Below are 22,375 nucleotides of genomic sequence, written 5' to 3'. Positions count from 1 at the left end.
AATTCGACTAATGGAATATCGGCAACAGAAGGCTCGGCAAGCACATGAGTACGCAGGAAAGTCATATCAAGGAATTGCTGGTCTGGATTGAGGATAATCTGACCAATCCGCTGTCGTTGGATATCGTTTCCGCCAAGTCAGGCTATACGAAATGGTATCTGCAGCGCATGTTCAAGAAGCAGACCGGATTATCGTTAGCTTCGTATATCCGCGCTCGCCGCCTCTATCTCGCCGCCTTCGCCTTGCGTTTCACGCAGAAGAGCATCCTCGATATCTCGGTCGAATACCAATTCGATAACCAGCAGACGTTCTCGCGCTGTTTCAAGAAACACTTCGCCGAATCGCCCAGCGTCTATCGCCATGCCCGCAAGCAGGACTTCAGCAATCTGGTGCGTTCGCTGGCGGCCAGCCAGCCGGGCGATATTCAGGTCGAACGCGTCAGCATCGCCAGCGGGCAATACGCCTTTCACGGCAAGCAGTACGCTTATCACCTGGATATCGAGAAGCTGGACAAGTCGCACCTGCCGCAGCGCAGCGCGCTGCGGGCGCAGTTCTATACCTTATTGGGCGAGCGCCCGATGCAAACCTATTCGTTTACTCAACTGGTGCCGGACGGCGAGCGGGTCAGGGTCGATTATACCCTGGGCGTGACGACGGAATACCCGCTGCGCGAAGGCGTGGTGCTGGAGCCGCTGCCGGAGATCCACGGCGAGTTTTGCCGTTTTCGCTATTCCGGCAAGCCGGTGGCGCTCAATGACCACATCATTCAAATCTACACGCAGGTGCTGCCCGAAATGGGGCTGGCCCGCGGTGACGGGCCGGACATTACGGTGTTCAGCTATTCGCTGAGCGGGAAAGAGGAGCTGCATCTGGAGCTGCAGCATCTGGTGCCGGTGGTGCCGCTGCATTGAGCCCGTCGGCGGCCGGCAGCCGGTTTTTTTGCTGCACGATCGCCGCCATCACCGCCAGGGCGATCTCCGCCGGGGTTTTGCTGCCCAGCGGCAGGCCGATCGGCGCATGGATGCGTTCCAGCTCCTGCGGGGTGAATTCGGCAATCTGCTGCAAACGCTGGCGCCGCCGCGCGCTGTTTCTGAGCGAGCCCATGGCGCCGATGTAAAACGCCGGGGTGTGGATCGCTTCCATCAGCGTCAGGTCGTCCATGCGCGGATCGTGGGTCAGCGCCACGACGGCGGTATTGGCGTGGCAACCCCCTTCCTCAATGAATTTGGCCGGAAACTGACGCAGCAACGTCACGCCCGGTTTCAGCTCGGCGGCAAAGTTATCCAGCGCCTCCGGGCGGTTCTCGCACACCAGCACCTCAAACCCCAACGCCACGGCGAAATCGGCGCAGTACAGCGCCACGCTGGACAGCCCGGCGATCAGCAGGCGTGGCGCGGCCGCGATGTGCAGGGTGATCTGCTCAAGCCGGCGTTCGACCTGGGTGGCGCTGGTGAAGTGGCTCTGCTCGAGGCTGTGGCAGGCGTTGGGCAGCGTCAGGCGTTTGATCAACGCGTGATGCCCTTCCAGCGCGCCGGCGATGCGCCGCAGGTAAGCGATGCTGGCTTCACTCGCCGGCAGGTATTCGATCAGCACGTCCAGCACGCCGCCGCAGGGCAGCGCCACGTTGGGCGTCATGCCGCCTTCGCCGTACCGGATCACCTGGCTGGCCGCCTGATACTCCCCGGCGGCCACGCGGCGCAAAAAATCCTCCTCCACGCAGCCGCCCGACAGCGAGCCGCTGTAGCGGCCATCGCGGGTCGCCGCCATCAGCGCGCCCGGCGAGCGCGGCGAAGAGCCGTAGGTGCTGAGCACGGTACATAACCAGACCGGCTGTTGCTGCAGCCAGCTTATCGCCTGGCTGACTACGGTGACGTCAAGATGTTGCATAGGTGAATTTACTCGCTGGCCGGGAGTTGCGATGGAAGATCAATATCCTGCACGACGCCGGGTTGCTCAAGCGGCAGCAGGTGCACTGCCGCGCCTTGCAGCAGTTCACGCGCGCCATTATCGCCGCGCAGTTGGCAAAGTGGTTTGCGCAATAGAGCGGAAAAGCCGACCGGATGACCGGGCTGTTGCGCATAGCAGGGGCGCACGATCGCGTGCTGCCGTAAGGCATCCGCCACCTGCCGGAAAACATCGGCGCCGACGAACGGCATATCGGCCAGGTGAATCAGCCAGCCCTGCCAGTGCGGCGTGGCCGCAACGCCCGCGGCGATCGAGTCGCCGAGGCCCGCGCTGGCGAGCAGGGTGACCGGCACCTGGTTGGCGGCGCAGGCGGCCAGCACCGGCAGATTATCCGGCCGGGTCACCACCTGTACCGGCAGGCCGGAGGCCAGCGCCTGGCGCAGGGTGTGTTCGAACAGCGATCGCCGCTCGCCCGCCGCATCGGCAAATCCGGCGTTCAATTTGTTGCCCCGGCCGCCGGCCTGAATAAAGCGCTCCCCGCGTCCGGCGGCGGTAATGACAATGCCCGTGGTCATGGTTGAAGTCCGCGTTTGCGCAAATTATTTATTAGCCTACAAACTACCTGTGTTTTGTAAATGTTTTTTTGTTGAAAACAGCCTGTTAATCATCACATAATTTTAGTTATAAGCATATGCTTATGACGTCTACGGCAAGGTCGTCAGCGTTTGCGCAACAACACCGCGAACAAAAACCAATTACAAGAAAGACGTGAAGGACTTATTTATGAGCAATTTCAACCCGTCGCGGCGCCGCTTTATCAAAGGCGCCGTGATTGCGGGGGTGTCCGTGTACCTCGCGCCCCTGTACAGCCGCGCCTACGCCGCGCTGTTCGAGCAAAAAATCCTCCAGTCACCCAACTGGGATCCGCAGACCAAACGCGTCCGTTTCCGTATCGACGGCCGCGCCAAGGTCATGGGGCAGAAGGTGTTCGCGCGCGATATCCGCGCGGTGGACATGCCGCACTGGCCGCAGAAACAGGCGCACGCCTTCATTCTTCGCGTCACTAAAGCCGACCGGCTGTTCGAGGGCGTCGATCTGTCGCTGCTGGGGGACGACCTGCAGCCGGATCGCCTGGTGACGGCGGAAGATCTGGCGCGCGACGGCCTGGCCTTCCCGGCGTTCTACGGCGACGACATGCTGCTGCCGAGCGGCAAAACCCCGGCCTATCTCGGCCAGGCGGTGGCGATACTGATCTATCACGACTTCGCCCGTTTCCGCTTCGCCAAGGACAAGCTGAAATTCCGTGAGGAAACCATCAAATACGGCGCGGTCACCGGCCCGCTGGAGCGCGATCCCTGGGGCAGCTTCCGCTATGTGCGGGTGGGGGGCGATCAACCGTTCGACGACGATCGCTTCTCCAGCCTGAAGGACACGCCGATCTTCCCGGTGTCGATGAAAAAACACCTGCCGGTGTGGCCGGAAGGGCGCGAGGGCGGCAAGCTGGATCAGGAAGGCATGCGCTATGCGGGCCTGATCGCCGACGAGATGGCCAATCCGCCGGCCGATTGGCTGGTGATGTCGCGCCGCTACACCACGCAGTCGATCGACACCTCGGCGCTGGAGCCGGACAACGCCAACGGCTGGTTCGACGCCGAGACGCAAACGCTGCATCTGGTGGTGCCGACCCAGTCGCCGCAGGAAGTGGCCGACGAGATGCCGCGCATGCTGGCCAAGCGCAATCCACCGGTGAAACAGCTGATCCTGCACCCGTGCTACACCGTGGGCTACGGCTCGAAAGATCACTACAACTTCCCGTATTACGGCGCGGTGGCGGCGATGTACGGCGACGGCTACCCGGTGCGCCTGGCCAACGACCGCTTCGAGCAGTTCCAGACGGCGCTGAAGCGCCACGCGTTCGACATGAATTACCGCATCGCGGTGAATAAGCAGACCGGCGTCATGCAGTCGTTCCTCGGCGACATGACCGCGGACGGCGGCGGCCGCAGCAACTTTACCCCTTCGGTGGTGATGGTCGGCGCGACCGCCGCCCAGTCGATTTACTACTTCCCGAAAAGCGATCTGTCGTCGGTCGGACTGGCCTCACGCGCCATCGACGCCGGCTCGGCGCGCGGTTACGGCACGCTGCAGAGCATGGCCGCCACCGAGATGATGGTGGATGAGCTGGCCGCCGAGCTGAAGATCGACCCGATCGAGTTCCGCCTGCGCAACGTGCTGAAATCCGGCATGAAAAACACCCAGGGGGCGATCCCGGCCGGTGCGATCCGCGCCGATGAAGTGCTGGAGAAGGCGGCGAAGCATGAGATGTGGCTCAAGCGCGCCGAACGCAAGGCCGAGTTTGAGAGCCGCCATCCCGGCAAGCGCTATGGCGTTGGCTTCGGCTGCGTGCAGAAAGACTTCGGCACCGGGGCGGAAACCTCGTTCGCCCGGGTGGAGCTGAGCGAAGACGGCCGCATCACGCTGCATCACAGCGGCGCGGAGATGGGCACCGGCATGTCGACCTCGCAGTCGGTGCTGTGCGCGCAGTGGCTGGGCAAATCGGCCGACGAAGCGCATTTCTCGGTCACTGACTGGTCGGTGCTGCCGATGGTCACCAGCGGCGATCCATACCTGATGTCGCAGGAGGAGCAGGACAAGCTGCAAACCAACCCTAACTGGACGCCGAGCTACTGTTCGCCGTCCAGCGCCAGCAACTCGGCCTATTACTTCTCGCACAGCACCCGCGAAGCGGCGCGCCTGATCTTCGATCACGGCCTGTGGCCGGCGGCGATGGCGCTGTGGCAGGCCGGCATCGGCGGCGGCCAGGCGGCGCCGCTGGTAGTGCGGCGTGAAGATGCGCGTTGGGTCGAGGGCGGCCTGACGGCGGCGGGCATGTCGGTGCTGAGCCTCGAGCTGCTGGCCAAGACGGCCTATCAGATGGGCGGCGTCACCGGCGCGGCGGTGCACGTCTTCAACCGCTGGCAGTGGGCGGAGGCCGATTTCACGCTGAACGGCAAAAGCGAACGCCTGCCGATCGACGGCATGGCGCTGCGCAACGCCGGCGGCGAATTCAAACCGCTGGCGCGTGGGCAGGTCTACTACCCGCCAACCCAGCGTAACAATGCGGCGGTCACCTACTACAGCGCCGTCGGCACGCTGGCGGAAGTGGCGGTGGATATCGCCACCGGCCAGGTGGAATTGCTGAATCACCATTCGATCATGGAGTGCGGCAACCTGATCGTGCCGGAACTGGTTTCCGGCCAGCTGCAGGGCGGGCTGGCGATGGGGATCGGCCATGCGCTGCACGAATATTTACCGCTGTACGAAGACGGGCCGGGCAACGGCACCTGGAACTTCAACCGTTACCACCTGCCGCGCGCCAGCGACGTGGCGGTGTGGAAGCAGAGCGGCGACATCCTGCCGGCGCTGTCGGAAACCGATCCGCCGAAAGGCATGGCGGAGGTGGTGATGATCCCGATTGTGGCCGCGCTGGTCAACGCCATCGCCGACGCCACCGGCCACCGTTTCCGTGATTTGCCCGTTCGTGCAGAAAATATTCGTGAGGTATTACAATGAGCATTAAAACCCAGCCGATCTCCCTGACCATCAACCAGAAGCAATACGGCCCAATCGAGGTGCCGGAAGGCCTGATGATGATCGATTTCCTGCACGAATACCTTGACCTGACCGGCTCGCGCCTCGGCTGCGGGCAGGGCATTTGCCACGCCTGCGTGGCAATCGTCGATCACCCGAGCGGCACCAGTGAAGAGGTGCGCACCTGCATCACCGGCGCGCATTTCTTCAACGGCAAGAAAGTGCGTACCGTCGAAGGCCACGCCAGGGTGGACGAGCAGGGCGAGGTGGTTGAACTGTCGCCGATCCAGCAGGCGTTTCTGGAGCACTACAGCTTCCAGTGCGGCTATTGCACGCCGGGCTTCGTCAATGCCGCCACCATTTTCGTGGAAAAGCTCAAGCGTGAACCTATCGCTCGCGAGCAGCTGGAAAGCGCCATCGAGCAGGCGCTGGACAGCCACATCTGCCGCTGCACCGGCTATGTGCGCTACTACGAAGCGGTGCGCGACGTGGTGCTGAAAACGCCGGGCCTGCTCAAGGAGACGGCGCAATGAAAAAACGTCTCGCAGTATTGATTTTGCTGGTGGCGATCGTGGTGATTGCGCTGCTGTGGTGGCGGGAAAACCGCCGTTACGACGGCCCGGTGCAGCAGGTGACCGCCGGCGCCGAACAGATCGCCCGCGGCCGCTATCTGGCGCAGGCCGCCGACTGCGCCGCCTGTCATACCGCCAGCGGCGGGGCGCCGCTGGCCGGCGGCTATCCGCTGGAAACGCCGTTCGGCACGATTTACGGCAGCAATCTGACGCCGTCGGCCGACCACGGCATCGGGCGCTGGACCAGGGACGACTTCTTCCTGGCGCTGACGCAGGGCGTGGCGCCGGGCGGGCGGCACCTGTACCCGGCGATGCCTTACACCTCGTACAAGGGCATGTCACGTCAGGACGCCGACGACATCTACGCTTACCTGATGACGCGCCCGGCGGTGGACGTGGCCATCCCGGCCAACGAGATGCCGTTCCCGTTCAACCAGCGCATGGCGCTGATCGGCTGGAACCTGCTGTTCCGCAGCCAGGATCCGCTGCCGGCCAGTTCGCAGGGCAGCTCGCCGCAATGGCAGCGCGGCCGCTATCTGGCCGACGTGCTGGGCCACTGTGGCGAATGCCACACGCCGCGCGGCGCGCTGGGGCAGATGGATCTTGCCAAGCCGATGCAGGGCGGCGATCTCGGCCGCTTCATGGCGCCGGACATTACGCCGCACGGCCTGGCGCAGCGCGGCTGGACGCCGCAGGACGTCAGCCGCTTCCTCAGCACCGGCCTCGCGCCGCAGGGTTCCGCCTTCAGCGAGATGCACATGGTGGTGGATCTCAGCACCCGGCATTTAACGCCGGAAGACCATCAGGCGCTGGCGCTGTATCTGATGGGCGAGCAGCCGCCGGCGGCGGTGCCGGTGAAAATGGGCCAGGGCAGCGATGCCGGGCGCATGGCCTATCTGGATCAGTGCGCCGGCTGTCACGCGCGTGAAGGCGAGGGCAAACCGCACGTCGCACCGGCGATGCGCGACAACGCCACGCTGCGCCAGGCGGACGGCAAGAACCTGATCGTGTCGGTGCTGGACGGCCTGCCGGCTCAGCAGTTCCCGAACGGCGAAAGCATGCAGAGCATGTCGGGCTTCGGCGAACGGCTGAGCGATGCCGACGTGGCGGAGCTGGTGAATTATCTGCGCGTGACCTGGGGCGGCTTGCCGGCGGACATCACCGCCGAACAGGTGAAAGCGCTGCGCAAGTAAGCGGCGTTCAGGCAAAAAAAATGGCCCGCATCAGCGGGCCATTTTATTGCGCGGTCATGGGATTCAACGGCTGGTGACGCCGTCGACGCGTTGGCTGCGCTGTTTGATGGCGTAACCGACGGCCAGGATCGCCACCCACACCGGGATCAGCAGCACCGAGATTTGAATGCCCGGCGTCAGGTACATGATCACCAGGATGCCGGCCATGAACAGCAGGCACAGGTAGTTGCTGAACGGGTACCAGAACGCTTTGAACTTCGGCACCACGCCTTCGCGGTTTTTGGCGGCGCGGAACTTCAGGTGCGCCAGGCTGATCATTGCCCAGTTGATCACCAGCGCCGATACCACCAACGCCATCAACAGTTCGAAGGCGCGGCCCGGGATCAGGTAGTTAATCAGCACGCACAGCGCGGTGGCGAGGGCGGAAATGCCGATGGCCACCACCGGCACGCCGCGGCCGTCGACCTTCAACAGGCTTTTCGGGCCGTTGCCCTGCTGCGCCAGGCCGTACAGCATGCGGCTGTTACAGTAGACGCAGCTGTTGTACACCGACAGCGCGGCGGTAAGCACCACGATGTTCAGCACGGTCGCCACCAGGTTGCTGTTCAGCGCGTGGAAGATCAGCACGAACGGGCTGCCGCCTTCGACCACTTTGCCCCAAGGGTACAGCGACAGCAGAATGGCCAGCGAACCGATATAGAAGATCAGAATGCGGTAGATCACCTGATTGGTGGCTTTCGGAATGCTCTTTTGCGGGTCGTCGGCTTCGGCGGCGGTGATGCCGACCAGCTCGAGGCCGCCGAAGGAGAACATGATCACCGCCATCGCCATCACCAGGCCCATGATGCCGTTCGGGAAGAACCCGCCCTGCGCCCACAGGTTGGTGACGGTGGCTTCCGGGCCGCCCATGCCGCTGAACAGCAGGTAGGCGCCGAACACGATCATGCCGATAATTGCCACCACCTTGATGATGGCAAACCAGAACTCCATCTCGCCGTAAACTTTCACGTTGGCCAGGTTGATGGCGTTGATCGCCAGGAAGAATACCGCGGCGGAAACCCAGGTGGGGATCTCCGGCCACCAGTACTGCACGTAGATGCCGACCGCGGTCAGTTCCGCCATCGCCACCAGGACATACAGCACCCAGTAGTTCCAGCCGGAGGCGAAGCCGGCGAAGTTGCCCCAGTATTTGTAGGCGAAGTGGCTGAAGGAACCGGCAACCGGCTCTTCCACCACCATCTCCCCCAGCTGGCGCATGATCAGAAACGCGATGAAGCCGCCAATGGCGTAGCCGAGAAGCACTGACGGGCCGGCCATTTTTATTGTTTGAGCGATACCGAGAAATAACCCGGTGCCGATTGCGCCACCTAAGGCGATGAGCTGAATATGGCGGTTTTTCAGGCCGCGTTTCAGCTGGTCACCATGCTGTTGACCATCCATCAATCAAACCCTCTGTCGTTGTGAATGCCCACATACCTGTAAAGCAGTGGTTACGATGTGTGTTTTGTTTTATTTACGGCGTTATAGCTATTAATTCCACGGCGCCGCTACCGTTTGGCAGAGAATAATGTTATGTGCGTCGGTTTGCACCTGCTTTGTCGTGTGAGTGATTAAGATTGCAGCAGTTTAGGAAACAAAATGCGGGTTGTGTGACGGCGGGAGGGATTCAGTGCATGAAATAAGCAACAAATCACATAATGCGCAAAAATAACGTAGATCCGAGCGGCGGTGCGCGTTCAAATAATGAACGAATCACCGTGGCGGTGCTCGCCAAATAGCCATTCATTAAAGCGTCATAACCATGCAATAAAACTTGGGCAAAAAGTTTGCACTCTTCCTTGCGTAAGGTTTGGTAAAAGTTAAATCCCCAACCCGGCGCGTAAATGGTAATACCATCACGGCGTTACCGGTTTGCAGCGGGGTTTTCAGCGGGGTGTTAAAATGTGCGGGTAACCTGATTTCGATCAAGGCCCGTATGGACAGGAGGTGAATACTTTGTTACTTTACCGTCACGTTTTTGAAATTGGTATTACCAATTGACTCCGCGCCATTCGCAGAGAAGAATTCACTCATGGCCTACAGCAAAATCCGCCAACCCAAGTTGTCAGATGTTATCGAGCAACAGCTCGAATATCTGATCCTCGAGGGGACACTGCGCCCAGGCGAAAAACTGCCTCCGGAGCGCGAGCTGGCGAAACAATTTGATGTCTCCCGTCCTTCTCTGAGAGAGGCCATTCAGCGCCTGGAAGCGAAAGGGCTGCTCCTGCGTCGTCAGGGCGGCGGCACCTTCGTGCAAACTAATCTGTGGCAGAGCTTCAGCGATCCGCTGGCCGAGCTGCTGGCCGACCATCCCGAATCACAGTTCGATCTGCTGGAAACCCGTCACGCGCTGGAAGGCATTGCCGCCTATTACGCGGCGCTGCGCGGCACCGATGAAGATCTGGCGCGCATCCGCGACTGCCACATCGTGATTCAACAGGCTCAAGACAGCGGCGATCTCGACGCCGAAGCCGATGCGGTCATGCAGTATCAAATCGCCGTGACCGAAGCTGCCCACAACGTTGTGTTACTTCACCTGCTACGCTGCATGGGGCCGATGCTGGAACAGAACGTGCGTCAGAACTTTGAATTGCTCTACTCGCGCCGTGAGATGTTGGCAAAAGTGAGCAGCCACCGCGCCGGAATTTTTGAGGCGATTGTGGCACGCGAGCCGGAAAAGGCCCGTGAAGCCTCGCATCGCCACTTGGCGTTTATCGAGGAAATCTTGCTGGATCTCAGCCGGGAGCATACTCGGCGCGAGAGATCGCTACGGCGTCTCCAGCAACGCAAGGATTAAGAGCTGTCCTCTTCAGGGTACACCAGCCTGCGGGGGTTAAGTTCGAGGTACTTAGTTAAGTACTTAAGCGGCAACTAAACTGATGGGCCTGTCTTCGTGTGTTTTTGCACAGAGCACAGGAAGACAGGCTCCAAACAAACCATTAGACAGATAAGGAATACCACCATGTCAGAACGTTTAAACAATGACGTGGATCCGATCGAAACCCGCGACTGGCTGCAGGCGATCGAATCGGTCATCCGTGAAGAGGGTGTTGAGCGAGCTCAGTTTCTGATTGATCAGGTATTGGGAGAAGCCCGCAAAGGCGGCGTTAACGTTGCGGCCGGTGCTGCAGCGCACAACTACGTCAACACCATCGCGGTAGAAGACGAACCGGCCTACCCAGGCAACCTGGATCTGGAACGCCGCATTCGCTCTGCGATCCGTTGGAACGCGATCATGACCGTTCTTCGCGCATCCAAAAAAGACCTGGAGCTGGGCGGCCACATGGCTTCCTTCCAGTCTTCCGCGACCTTCTATGAAGTCTGCTTTAACCACTTCTTCCGCGCACGCAACGAGAAAGACGGCGGCGACCTGGTGTACTTCCAGGGCCACATCTCTCCGGGCGTTTACGCGCGTGCCTTCCTTGAAGGCCGCCTGACCGAAGAACAAATGAACAACTTCCGTCAGGAAGTGCACGGCAACGGCCTGTCCTCTTACCCGCATCCTAAGCTGATGCCGGAATTCTGGCAGTTCCCGACCGTATCCATGGGCCTGGGCCCAATCAGCGCCATCTATCAGGCGAAGTTCCTGAAATACCTGGAACACCGCGGCCTGAAAGACACCTCTGAGCAGACCGTTTACGCCTTCCTGGGCGACGGCGAGATGGATGAGCCGGAATCCAAAGGCGCCATCACCATCGCGACCCGCGAGAAGCTGGACAACCTGGTGTTTGTCATCAACTGCAACCTGCAGCGCTTGGACGGCCCGGTCACCGGCAACGGCAAGATCATCAACGAACTGGAAGGCATCTTCTCCGGCGCAGGCTGGCAGGTGCTGAAAGTGATCTGGGGCGGCCGTTGGGACGAACTGCTGCGTAAAGACACCAGCGGTAAACTGGTTCAGCTGATGAACGAGACCCTGGACGGCGACTACCAGACCTTCAAATCCAAAGACGGCGCTTACGTGCGCGAGCACTTCTTCGGCCGTTACCCGGAAACTGCGGCGCTGGTCAAAGACATGACCGACGACGAAATCTGGGCGCTGAACCGTGGTGGTCACGATCCGAAGAAAATCTTCGCTGCACTGAAAAAAGCGCAGGACACCAAAGGCAAACCGACCGTTATCCTGGCCCACACCATCAAAGGTTACGGCATGGGTGAAACCGCGGAAGGTAAAAACATCGCTCACCAGGTGAAGAAAATGAACATGGAAGGGGTTCACCACTTCCGCGATCGTTTCAACGTGCCGGTTGCCGATGCTGACATCGAAAAACTGCCGTACATCACCTTCGAGAAAGATTCCGAAGAGTACAAATACCTGCACGAACGTCGCCAGGCGCTGAAAGGCTACGTGCCGACGCGTCTGCCGGAGTTCACCCAGAAGCTGGAAATGCCGGCGCTGGAAGATTTCAGCTCGCTGCTGGAAGAGCAGAACAAAGAGATCTCCACCACTATCGCCTTCGTGCGTGCCCTGAACGTGATGCTGAAGAACAAGTCGATCAAAGATCGCCTGGTGCCAATCATCGCCGACGAAGCGCGTACCTTCGGTATGGAAGGTCTGTTCCGTCAGATCGGTATCTACAGCCCGAACGGCCAGCAGTACACCCCGCAGGACCGTGAGCAGGTGGCTTACTACAAAGAAGACGAGAAAGGCCAAATCCTGCAGGAAGGCATCAACGAACTGGGCGCAGCCTCTTCCTGGCTGGCCGCAGCGACTTCCTACAGCACCAACGATCTGCCGATGATTCCGTTCTACATCTACTACTCGATGTTCGGTTTCCAACGTATCGGCGACCTGTGCTGGGCAGCGGGCGACCAACAGGCGCGCGGCTTCCTGATCGGCGGGACCTCGGGCCGTACTACCCTGAACGGCGAAGGTCTGCAGCACGAAGATGGCCACAGCCACATTCAGTCTCTGACCATCCCTAACTGCATCTCTTACGATCCGGCTTACGCGTACGAAGTGGCGGTGATCATGCACGACGGTCTGGTGCGCATGTATGGCGACAACCCGGAAAACGTGTACTACTACTTGACCACGCTGAACGAAAACTACCACATGCCTGCGATGCCGCAGGGTGCGGAAGAAGGTATCCGCAAGGGTATCTACAAGCTGGAAACGCTGGAAGGCAGCAAAGGCAAGGTACAGCTGCTGGGCTCCGGCGCCATCCTGCGCCACGTGCGCGAAGCTGCGCAGATCCTGGCGAAGGACTACGGCGTGGGTTCCGACACCTACAGCGTGACCTCGTTCACCGAACTGGCGCGCGACGGCCAGGATTGCGAGCGCTGGAACATGCTGCACCCAACCGAAACGCCACGCGTGCCTTACATCGCTCAGGTGATGAGCGACGCGCCGGCGGTAGCTTCTACCGACTACATGAAACTGTTCGCCGAACAGGTTCGTACTTATGTGCCGGCCAGCGACTATCGCGTACTGGGCACCGACGGCTTCGGTCGTTCGGACAGCCGCGAAAACCTGCGTCACCACTTCGAAGTCGATGCATCCTACGTGGTGGTTGCTGCTCTGGGTGAACTGGCTAAACGCGGTGAGATCGAAGCTTCTGTGGTTGCCGATGCAATCAAGAAATTCGACATCAACCCGGAAAAAGTTAACCCGCGTCTGGCCTAAGAGGTACTGAATAATGTCTATCGAAATCAACGTACCGGACATCGGTGCAGATGAAGTCGAAATCACCGAGATTCTGGTGAAGGTCGGCGATAAAGTTGAAGCGGAACAATCGCTGATCACCGTGGAAGGCGACAAGGCTTCCATGGAAGTGCCATCCCCGCAGGCGGGCGTGGTGAAAGAGATCAAAGTGGCGGTCGGCGATAAAACCGAAACCGGCAAACTGATCATGATCTTCGAAGCGGCAGGCGCAGCGGAAGCTGCACCGGCGGCGAAAGCGGAAGAAAAACCGGCGGCAGCAGCAGCTGCCCCGGCCGCCGCTGCGGCCAAAGACGTTGCCGTGCCGGACATCGGCGCCGACGAAGTCGAAGTGACCGAGATCCTGGTGAAAGTGGGCGACAAGGTGGAAGCCGAGCAGTCCCTGATCACCGTGGAAGGCGACAAGGCTTCCATGGAAGTCCCTGCGCCGTTCGCGGGCACCGTGAAAGAGATCAAGATCGCGACCGGCGACAAAGTGAAAACCGGCTCCCTGATCATGGTGTTCGAAGTGGCCGGCGCCGCTTCCGCTGCGGCCCCGGCTGCGGTTGAAGCTCCTGCCGCCGCTGCAGCGCCTGCGGCCTCTGCGGCCAAAGACGTCGCCGTGCCGGATATCGGCGGCGACGAAGTCGAAGTGACCGAAGTGATGGTTAAGGTGGGCGACAAGGTTGCCGCCGAGCAGTCTCTGATCACCGTGGAAGGCGACAAGGCCTCCATGGAAGTGCCGGCACCGTTCGCGGGGACCGTTAAAGAGATCAAGATCGCGACCGGCGACAAAGTGAAAACCGGCTCCCTGATCATGGTGTTTGAAGTGGAAGGCGCTGCGCCTGCCGCTGCCGCCGCGCCTGCTGCTAAAGCGGAAGCTGCGCCGGCGCCGGCCGCCGCGAAAGCCGCCGCTCCGGCTGCGAAAGCTGACGACAAAGGCGAGTTCGCCGAGAACGCGGCATACGTGCACGCGACCCCGGTCATTCGTCGTCTGGCGCGTGAATTCGGCGTTAACCTGGCGAAAGTGAAAGGCACCGGTCGTAAAGGCCGCATCCTGCGCGAAGACGTTCAGGCTTACGTGAAAGACGCGGTGAAACGCGCTGAAGCGGCCCCGGCCGCTGCCGGCGGCGGTCTGCCAGGCATGCTGCCATGGCCGAAAGTGGACTTCAGCAAGTTCGGCGAGATCGAAGAAGTCGAAATGGGCCGCATCCAGAAGATCTCTGGTGCGAACCTGAGCCGCAACTGGGTGATGATCCCGCACGTGACTCACTTCGACAAAACCGACATCACCGATCTGGAAGCGTTCCGCAAACAGCAGAACGAAGAAGCGGCCAAGCGCAAGCTGGACGTGAAGTTCACGCCTGTCGTGTTCATCATGAAAGCCGTTGCTGCCGCTCTGGAGCAGATGCCGCGCTTCAACAGCTCGCTGTCCGAAGACGGTCAGAAGCTGACGCTGAAGAAATACATCAACATCGGCGTGGCGGTAGATACCCCGAACGGCCTGGTGGTTCCGGTGTTCAAGGACGTGAACAAGAAGAGCATCACCGAGCTGTCTCGCGAACTGATGACCATCTCCAAGAAAGCGCGCGACGGCAAGCTGACCGCGGGCGAGATGCAGGGCGGCTGCTTCACCATCTCCAGCCTGGGCGGCATCGGGACGACCCACTTCGCGCCGATCGTCAACGCGCCGGAAGTGGCTATCCTGGGCGTCTCCAAGTCTGCGATGGAGCCGGTCTGGAACGGTAAAGAGTTCATGCCGCGCCTGATGATGCCGATGTCGCTGTCCTTCGACCACCGCGTTATCGACGGTGCCGATGGTGCGCGCTTCATCACCATCATCAACAACATGTTGTCCGACATTCGCCGTCTGGTGATGTAATGCAAAAGGGGCGCAGCATGCTGCGCCCCTGACGATTCTGTAGCAGTTTTGTCGGATTTTGCATAACTCGACAAAATTGTTGAGACACGGGTCACTCGAACACGCTTTGCAGATTATTAACAATTCTGTAAACTGCTCGCGGTGTAAGCGTCCCGGTGGATGAAGGGCGTTATGAGATCGATTAGCAATAAAAATGACGTCTGACCCGCCGGACAATCAATTAAGAGGTCATGATGAGTACTGAAATTAAAACTCAGGTCGTGGTACTTGGGGCGGGCCCGGCAGGTTACTCTGCAGCCTTTCGTTGCGCTGACTTAGGTCTTGAAACCGTTCTGGTTGAACGTTATTCCACTCTGGGCGGGGTTTGCCTGAACGTGGGATGTATCCCTTCCAAAGCACTGCTGCACGTTGCCAAAGTGATCGAAGAAGCCAAAGCGCTGGCCGAACACGGCATCGTTTTCGGCGAGCCGAAAACCGACATCGACAAAGTGCGCGTCTGGAAAGAAAAAGTCATCACTCAGCTGACCGGCGGTCTGGCTGGCATGGCGAAAGGCCGTAAAGTGAAAGTGGTCAACGGCCTGGGCAAGTTCACCGGCGCTAACACCCTGGTTGTTGAAGGCGAAAACGGCCCAACCACCATCAACTTCGACAACGCCATCATCGCTGCAGGTTCTCGTCCGATCCAACTGCCATTCATTCCTCATGAAGATCCACGCGTGTGGGATTCCACCGATGCGCTGGAGCTGAAAACCGTCCCAGAGCGTCTGCTGGTTATGGGCGGCGGCATCATCGGCCTGGAAATGGGCACCGTATACCATGCGCTGGGTTCACAGATCGACGTCGTTGAGATGTTCGATCAGGTTATCCCGGCGGCAGATAAAGACGTGGTGAAAGTCTTCACCAAACGTATCAGCAAGCAGTTCAACCTGATGCTGGAAACCAAAGTGACCGCGGTAGAAGCCAAAGAAGACGGCATCTACGTCACGATGGAAGGTAAAAAAGCGCCGGCAGAACCACAGCGTTACGACGCGGTGCTGGTGGCGATCGGCCGCGTGCCGAACGGCAAACTGCTGGATGCCGGCAAAGCCGGTGTTGAAGTTGACGAGCGTGGCTTCATCAACGTCGACAAACAGCTGCGCACCAACGTGCCGCACATCTTCGCTATCGGCGACATCGTCGGTCAGCCGATGCTGGCGCACAAAGGCGTGCACGAAGGCCACGTTGCCGCAGAAGTTATCGCCGGCATGAAGCACTACTTCGATCCGAAAGTGATCCCATCCATCGCTTACACCGAGCCGGAAGTGGCATGGGTGGGTCTGACCGAGAAAGAAGCGAAAGAGAAAGGCATCAGCTACGAAACCTCCACCTTCCCGTGGGCGGCTTCCGGCCGTGCGATCGCTTCCGACTGTGCAGACGGCATGACCAAACTGATCTTCGACAAAGAAACTCACCGCATCATCGGTGGCGCGATTGTCGGCACCAACGGCGGCGAACTGCTGGGTGAAATCGGTCTGGCTATCGAGATGGGCTGCGACGCGGAAGACATCGCGCTGACCATCCACGCTCACCCGACCCTGCACGAATCCGTGGGCCTGGCGGCGGAGATCTACGAAGGCAGCATCACCGACCTGCCTAACCCGAAAGCCAAGAAGAAGTAATTCTGCTGGTTTGACCGGTTAACAAGCGGCTCCTGACAAGGAGCCGTTTTTTTTTGCTCAAACTCAGAAAGCGGTTTTTTTGTGGCCGCTGCGCCAAATTCCGATCCCTCTGCTTATATCCATTCTAATTATATGGATATAATGCCCTGCTAGTCCGGCAGCCGATTACGCTGCGCTCAACGATTCAGCAAAGATTTAATGTTGCTTTTATGTGAACGAATTAACAACCGTTTCAAATCCTGATATGCTGGCTGAGCGGAACCGGGCACTGTACCTTACAGTCCAGGACATCGACAGCAGTGCCCCGTCAGGATAGATGGCATCAATATCGCCGTGCGCTCTACCCATCAGTCTTTCATGCTGTAACGCTGTTTGACCGTGTCTGTTTGCCCCAATCACCGTTTCGGGGCCTTTACGGGCCGATCGCCTAGCCACAGAGTGAAACCCCAAGGGTATAAACCCGGTTTGCATATACGCCAGGCACAATAAATGACAATGAGAGCGAGGAGAACGTCGTGCTAGAAGAATACCGTAAGCACGTAGCCGAGCGTGCTGCTGAGGGCATCGCCCCTAAGCCGCTAGACGCCACCCAAATGGCCGCGCTGGTCGAACTACTGAAGAATCCGCCAAAAGGCGAAGAAGAATTCCTGTTAGACCTGCTGATTAACCGTGTTCCACCGGGCGTCGACGAAGCCGCCTACGTCAAAGCAGGTTTCCTGGCGGCCATCGCCAAAGGTGAAGCGACATCCCCCCTGGTTACCCCCGAGAAAGCCATTGAACTGTTAGGCACCATGCAGGGCGGCTATAACATTCACCCGCTGATCGAAGCGCTGGATAACGAAACGCTGGCGCCTATCGCCGCGAAAGCGCTGTCCCACACGCTGCTGATGTTCGACAACTTCTACGACGTGGAAGAGAAGGCCAAGGCCGGTAACCCGCACGCCAAGCAGATCATGCAGTCCTGGGCCGACGCCGAATGGTACCTGTCGCGCCCTGAGCTGGCGGAAAAGATCACCGTCACCGTGTTCAAAGTCACCGGCGAAACCAACACCGATGACCTTTCTCCGGCGCCGGACGCCTGGTCGCGCCCGGATATCCCGCTGCACGCGCTGGCGATGCTGAAAAACGAACGTGAAGGCATCGTGCCGGATCAGCCGGGCAGCGTCGGCCCGATCAAACAGATCGAGCTGCTGAACAAAAAAGGCTTCCCGCTGGCCTACGTCGGCGACGTGGTCGGCACCGGTTCTTCCCGTAAATCCGCCACCAACTCCGTGCTGTGGTTTATGGGCGACGACATCCCGCACGTGCCGAACAAGCGCGGCGGCGGCGTGGTGCTGGGCGGCAAGATTGCGCCTATCTTCTTCAACACCATGGAAGATGCCGGCGCCTTGCCGATCGAAGTGGACGTGTCCGAGCTGAACATGGGCGACGTGATCGACGTTTACCCATACAAAGGTGAAGTGCGCAACCACGAAACCGGCGCGCTGATCGCCAGCTTCGAGCTGAAAACCGACGTGCTGCTGGATGAAGTGCGCGCCGGCGGCCGTATCCCGCTGATCATCGGCCGCGGCCTGACCACCAAGGCGCGCGAAGCGCTGGGTCTGCCGCACAGCGATGTGTTCCGTATCGCCAAGCCGGTCGCCGCCAGCAGCAAAGGCTTCTCGCTGGCGCAGAAAATGGTCGGCCGCGCCTGCGGCGTCGCCGGCATTCGCCCTGGCGAATACTGCGAACCGAAGATGACCTCCGTCGGTTCTCAGGACACCACCGGCCCGATGACCCGTGATGAGCTGAAAGACCTGGCCTGCCTCGGCTTCTCCGCCGATCTGGTCATGCAGTCATTCTGCCACACCGCCGCGTACCCGAAACCGGTCGACGTGACCACGCACCACACGCTGCCTGACTTCATCATGAACCGCGGCGGCGTCTCGCTGCGTCCGGGCGACGGCGTGATCCACTCCTGGCTGAACCGCATGCTGCTGCCTGACACCGTCGGCACCGGCGGCGATTCCCACACCCGCTTCCCGATCGGCATCTCCTTCCCGGCCGGTTCCGGCCTGGTGGCGTTTGCCGCCGCGACCGGCGTAATGCCGCTGGATATGCCTGAGTCGGTGCTGGTGCGCTTCAAAGGCAAAATGCAGCCGGGCATCACCCTGCGCGATCTGGTGCACGCCATCCCTTACTACGCGATCCAGCAAGGCTTGCTGACCGTCGAGAAGAAGGGCAAGAAAAACATCTTCTCCGGCCGCATCCTGGAGATCGAAGGCCTGCCGGATCTGAAGGTCGAGCAGGCGTTTGAGCTGACCGATGCGTCCGCCGAACGTTCCGCCGCCGGTTGTACCATCAAGCTGGACAAGGCGCCGATCGAAGAGTACCTGAACTCCAACATCGTGCTGCTGAAGTGGATGATCTCCGAAGGCTACGGCGACCGCCGTACGCTGGAGCGCCGTATTCAGGGCATGGAAAAATGGCTGGCGGATCCGCAACTGCTGGAAGGCGATGCGGATGCGGAATACGCGGCGGTGATCGACATCGATCTGAACGAGATCAAGGAGCCGATCCTGTGCGCGCCGAACGATCCTGACGATGCGCGCCTGCTGTCCGACGTGGCCAACAGCAAAATCGATGAAGTGTTCATCGGGTCTTGCATGACCAACATCGGCCACTTCCGCGCGGCCGGCAAGCTGCTGGATCAGCACAAGGGCCAGCTGCCAACCCGTCTGTGGGTGGCGCCGCCAACCAAGATGGACGCGGCTCAGCTGACCGAAGAAGGCTACTACAGCGTGTTCGGCAAGAGCGGCGCGCGTATCGAGATCCCGGGCTGCTCGCTGTGCATGGGCAACCAGGCGCGCGTGGCGGACGGTGCGACGGTGGTCTCCACCTCGACCCGTAACTTCCCGAACCGTCTGGGCACCGGCGCCAACGTCTATCTGGCGTCAGCCGAACTGGCTGCGGTTGCGTCCCTGCTGGGCCGCCTGCCGACGCCGGACGAGTACCAGACCTATATGGCGCAGGTCGATAAGACGGCGGCGGATACCTACCGCTACCTGAACTTTGACCAGCTGGGGCAGTACACCGAAAAAGCCGACGGCGTGATCTTCCAAACCGCCGTGTAAGCCGCTATATTGCGCAACTGTTTAACGGGAGGCCTTGGCCTCCCGTTTTATTTTGCTCAGTTGCCAACTTTGCGAGCGCTCACTGAGTTAGTCCGCCATTTATGTTTACACTAAGAAAAAGGGCTCAGGAGGGCATGCTATGGATTACGAATTTCTGCGTGACGTCACCGGTCAGGTGATCGTCAGATTTTCGATGGGGCATGAAGCGATTGGCCACTGGATCAACGAAGAAGTCAAAGGCGATTTCAACCTGCTGGACCGGATTGAAGCCGGTGCGGCCGAGGTCAAAGGCAGTGAACGTCAATGGCAGCTGGAAGGCCATGAATATACGCTGCTGATGGATGGTGAAGAAGTGATGATCCGCGCCAATCAGCTGGAGTTCGAGGGCGATGAAATGGAAGAGGGGATGAATTACTACGACGAAGAAAGCCTCTCATTCTGCGGCGTTGAGGACTTCCTGCTGGTGTTGAAGGCCTATCGTTCTTTCATGCTGAAATACTAAGCATCAGGGCGCGGCGTGCCGCGCCCTTTCCATCACAGATGCGGAATATTGCGGCCGTAATAGATTTCCTGCATCTCTTTCCATAACAGATCGGTGATCTGCTTGCGTTCGGCGGCGCTCAGCGCCTCTGGTTCCGCGTTGAACAGGTAGTGCTTCAGATCGAAATCTTTCAGCAACATCTTGGTATGGAAGATATTTTCCTGGTAAACGTTCACGTCCATCATGTGATACAGCGCCTTGATGTCTTCCGACATAAAGTTCTGGATCGAATTGATCTCATGATCGATGTAATGTTTCACGCCGTTCACGTCGCGGGTAAAACCGCGCACGCGATAGTCCATGGTGACGATGTCGGATTCCAGCTGGTGAATTAAGTAGTTCAGCGCCTTGAGGGGCGAAATGACGCCGCAGGTCGAAACCTCGATATCGGCGCGGAAGGTGCATAGCCCGCCTTCCGGATGGCTTTCCGGGTAGGTGTGTACGCAGATATGGCTCTTGTCCAGGTGCGCAACGACCGTGTTCGGCAGCGGGCCGGGATGCTCCGACGTATCGACGTCTTTCGGATCGATCGGCTCTTCGCTGACCAGGATGGTGACGCTGGCGCCCTGCGGCTCGTAGTCCTGACGCGCGATGTTCAGAATATTGGCGCCGATGATCGAGCAGGTTTCGCTCAGGATCTCGGTCAGCCGGTTGGCGTTATACTGTTCGTCAATGTAGGCGATATAGCCGTCGCGGTCGTCCGCGGTCTTGGCGTAACAAATATCGTAAATACAAAAACTCAGGCTCTTGGTCAGGTTGTTGAAGCCGTGCAGTTTTAGCTTATGCAATTTGGGCCACCTCCTTTATCTTCTCGCTTAACGTGTTACGTTCAGGGCATTGAGCAAATATTGCGGCAGGGCAAAACTGCCGACGTGAATTGCCGGGTTGTAATAACGACAGTGTAGGCCGCTTTGGTTAAAGCGCTGTTGCAGAGTAGGCAGATCGCGCTGGCGCAGCGCCGGGTTTTGGCTCGCCCAGGCAAAGGTCATGATGCCGCCGTAATAGGTTGGGATCGCCGCCTGATAGAAGCTGACGTCGGTAAAGTAGCGGCTCAGTTTGGCGTGGCTGTTGACCGCCTCGTCCTGTTGCAGGAAGCAGACGCCGTTCTGCGCGACGAAAATGCCGCCCTCATTCAGGCAGCGGGCGCAGCCTTCATAAAACGCCGAAGTGAACAGGCTTTCGCCGGGGCCGATCGGATCGGTGCAGTCGGAGATGATCACATCGAAGGTTTCGTCGGTTTGGTTCACGAAGTTGACGCCGTCGTCGATCACCAGCTTGAAGCGCGGATCGTCATAGGCGCCGGCGCTGTGGTTGGGCAGGTACTGGCGGCAGAACTCGACGACACCGGCGTCGATCTCGACCATGGTGATCTGCTCCACGCCAGGGTGCCGGCTGACTTCGCGCAGCATGCCGCCGTCGCCGCCGCCGATGATCAGCACTTTCTTCGCCGCGCTGTGCGCCAGCAGCGGCACGTGGGTCAGCATTTCGTGATAGATGAACTCGTCACGCTCGGTGGTTTGCACCACGCCGTCGAGCGCCATCACGCGCCCCAGCACCGGGTTCTCGAAGATCACCAGATCCTGGTGATCGGTCTTCTCGCGGTACAGCACCTTCTCTACCGAGAAATACTGGCCGAAGCCCGTATGCAGCGTTTCGTACCAAATTTCTTTCTGGGTCATGTGCGGGAAACTCCGTAATAACAGCCATGAAAAATCGGCGCAACATCATAGCTAACTCTGCCTGGCGATGCACGGTTGAATTTCAGACAGAGAGAGCGTTAGGCGGGCGGGAAAAGGGGAAGGAATTAGTTGGCGTAGGCCAGCAGGCTCAAAGAGTCGCGCGCCAGCGATTTGCACTTCTTGGGCGTTGGAATGGCGATGCCGCTGAGATCGCGATAGCTGTCTTCGCCCAGCGCCTTCATATTGAAGCTGTTGTAGTTGCTCAAATCCCAGCGGTTTTGTTGCGCGAAATAGACGATGGCGCGTTTGATTTGCGCGTTTGGCAAATCGTTGTAGCCGCAATCATTTTTCAAATAAATAAATACCGCCGTCAGATCGGCCAGATCTTCCGCCTCGGATTCATTCAGCGCCAGACTGGCGTTGGAGAAGCCCAGCATCGCCAGCAACAGCATCGATAACGTTGTTTTTTTCATCATGAAATAGGCCTGTTTGTCGTTTGCTGACGTTACCACACTTGCCTGTAAAGGCACCAAATTTTATTGCTGCCGGGCCGGCGTTGCG

Annotated in this window: 16 protein-coding genes; 10 read left to right on the top strand and 6 right to left on the bottom strand. The window is 59.5% G+C overall.

Annotation, left to right across the window (positions count from 1 at the left end):
* Nucleotides 1-44: 44 nt before the first annotated feature.
* A complete protein-coding gene (locus tag SSARUM_RS20080) occupies nucleotides 45-911 on the top strand; it encodes a helix-turn-helix domain-containing protein (protein WP_039567215.1) in 867 nt (288 codons plus the stop codon).
* On the opposite strand, the gene SSARUM_RS20075 is transcribed toward SSARUM_RS20080, so the two are convergent.
* Nucleotides 835-1,887, bottom strand: a complete 1,053-nt coding sequence (locus tag SSARUM_RS20075) for an XdhC family protein (RefSeq protein WP_033649595.1) — start codon at nucleotides 1,885-1,887, stop codon at nucleotides 835-837. The two genes, SSARUM_RS20080 and SSARUM_RS20075, sit on opposite strands and share 77 nt — an antisense overlap.
* A gap of 8 nt (nucleotides 1,888-1,895) precedes the next feature.
* The gene (locus tag SSARUM_RS20070; protein ID WP_033649596.1) at nucleotides 1,896-2,480 is read right to left on the bottom strand and encodes a nucleotidyltransferase family protein; all 585 of its coding nucleotides are present in this window, start codon (nucleotides 2,478-2,480) and stop codon (nucleotides 1,896-1,898) included.
* A gap of 208 nt (nucleotides 2,481-2,688) precedes the next feature.
* On the opposite strand from SSARUM_RS20070, the gene SSARUM_RS20065 reads away from it, so the two are divergent.
* The 3 genes from SSARUM_RS20065 to SSARUM_RS20055 are packed head-to-tail and all read left to right on the top strand — an operon-like array spanning nucleotide 2,689 to nucleotide 7,261.
* Nucleotides 2,689-5,478 carry a xanthine dehydrogenase family protein molybdopterin-binding subunit gene (locus SSARUM_RS20065; protein ID WP_060430997.1) on the top strand — a complete coding sequence of 930 codons (2,790 nt, stop codon included), beginning with the start codon at nucleotides 2,689-2,691 and terminating at the stop codon, nucleotides 5,476-5,478.
* Nucleotides 5,475-6,029 carry a (2Fe-2S)-binding protein gene (locus tag SSARUM_RS20060; RefSeq protein WP_033635931.1) on the top strand — a complete coding sequence of 185 codons (555 nt, stop codon included), beginning with the start codon at nucleotides 5,475-5,477 and terminating at the stop codon, nucleotides 6,027-6,029. Before SSARUM_RS20065 ends, SSARUM_RS20060 begins: the two co-directional genes overlap by 4 nt.
* The gene (locus SSARUM_RS20055) at nucleotides 6,026-7,261 is read left to right on the top strand and encodes a cytochrome c (RefSeq protein ID WP_033649598.1); all 1,236 of its coding nucleotides are present in this window, start codon (nucleotides 6,026-6,028) and stop codon (nucleotides 7,259-7,261) included. Before SSARUM_RS20060 ends, SSARUM_RS20055 begins: the two co-directional genes overlap by 4 nt.
* 63 nt (nucleotides 7,262-7,324) lie before the next feature.
* On the opposite strand, the gene SSARUM_RS20050 is transcribed toward SSARUM_RS20055, so the two are convergent.
* Nucleotides 7,325-8,701, bottom strand: coding sequence for an amino acid permease (locus SSARUM_RS20050; protein ID WP_033649599.1), 1,377 nt, complete (start codon nucleotides 8,699-8,701; stop codon nucleotides 7,325-7,327).
* A gap of 631 nt (nucleotides 8,702-9,332) precedes the next feature.
* On the opposite strand from SSARUM_RS20050, the gene pdhR reads away from it, so the two are divergent.
* From pdhR to yacL, 6 genes are all read left to right on the top strand, one after another.
* Nucleotides 9,333-10,097, top strand: a complete 765-nt coding sequence (gene pdhR / locus SSARUM_RS20045) for a pyruvate dehydrogenase complex transcriptional repressor PdhR (protein ID WP_004937490.1) — start codon at nucleotides 9,333-9,335, stop codon at nucleotides 10,095-10,097.
* A 165-nt stretch (nucleotides 10,098-10,262) separates the two neighbouring features.
* Entirely contained in the window at nucleotides 10,263-12,926 is a 2,664-nt protein-coding gene (aceE, locus tag SSARUM_RS20040) for a pyruvate dehydrogenase (acetyl-transferring), homodimeric type (RefSeq protein ID WP_004937495.1), read from the top strand.
* 13 nt (nucleotides 12,927-12,939) lie between these two features.
* On the top strand, nucleotides 12,940-14,823 hold the full coding sequence (aceF, locus tag SSARUM_RS20035) for a pyruvate dehydrogenase complex dihydrolipoyllysine-residue acetyltransferase (RefSeq protein ID WP_033649600.1): 1,884 nt from the start codon (nucleotides 12,940-12,942) through the stop codon (nucleotides 14,821-14,823).
* 233 nt (nucleotides 14,824-15,056) lie between these two features.
* Complete coding sequence (lpdA, locus tag SSARUM_RS20030; RefSeq protein ID WP_004937500.1) at nucleotides 15,057-16,481, top strand: dihydrolipoyl dehydrogenase; 1,425 nt, start codon at nucleotides 15,057-15,059, stop codon at nucleotides 16,479-16,481.
* A gap of 515 nt (nucleotides 16,482-16,996) precedes the next feature.
* Nucleotides 16,997-19,594: a bifunctional aconitate hydratase 2/2-methylisocitrate dehydratase gene (gene acnB / locus SSARUM_RS20025; RefSeq protein ID WP_060388223.1), complete on the top strand. Its 2,598-nt coding sequence runs from the start codon at nucleotides 16,997-16,999 to the stop codon at nucleotides 19,592-19,594.
* A 139-nt stretch (nucleotides 19,595-19,733) separates the two neighbouring features.
* Nucleotides 19,734-20,096 carry a protein YacL gene (gene yacL, locus SSARUM_RS20020; protein ID WP_004937507.1) on the top strand — a complete coding sequence of 121 codons (363 nt, stop codon included), beginning with the start codon at nucleotides 19,734-19,736 and terminating at the stop codon, nucleotides 20,094-20,096.
* A gap of 32 nt (nucleotides 20,097-20,128) precedes the next feature.
* On the opposite strand, the gene speD is transcribed toward yacL, so the two are convergent.
* The 3 genes from speD to SSARUM_RS20005 all read right to left on the bottom strand — a co-directional run bounded on the left by speD (nucleotide 20,129) and on the right by SSARUM_RS20005 (nucleotide 22,287).
* A complete protein-coding gene (gene speD / locus SSARUM_RS20015) occupies nucleotides 20,129-20,923 on the bottom strand; it encodes an adenosylmethionine decarboxylase (RefSeq protein WP_004937510.1) in 795 nt (264 codons plus the stop codon).
* A 27-nt stretch (nucleotides 20,924-20,950) separates the two neighbouring features.
* Nucleotides 20,951-21,814, bottom strand: a complete 864-nt coding sequence (gene speE / locus SSARUM_RS20010) for a polyamine aminopropyltransferase (RefSeq protein ID WP_033649601.1) — start codon at nucleotides 21,812-21,814, stop codon at nucleotides 20,951-20,953.
* Between the two features lie 125 nt (nucleotides 21,815-21,939).
* Nucleotides 21,940-22,287, bottom strand: a complete 348-nt coding sequence (locus SSARUM_RS20005; protein WP_004937515.1) for a YacC family pilotin-like protein — start codon at nucleotides 22,285-22,287, stop codon at nucleotides 21,940-21,942.
* Between the last annotated feature and the right edge of the window lie 88 nt (nucleotides 22,288-22,375).

The organism is Serratia sarumanii, assembly GCF_029962605.1.
Taxonomy (GTDB): Bacteria; Pseudomonadota; Gammaproteobacteria; order Enterobacterales; family Enterobacteriaceae; genus Serratia; species Serratia sarumanii.
Note: the sequence above shows the minus strand (reverse complement) of the source record. Positions and strands in the feature narration are given on the sequence as shown.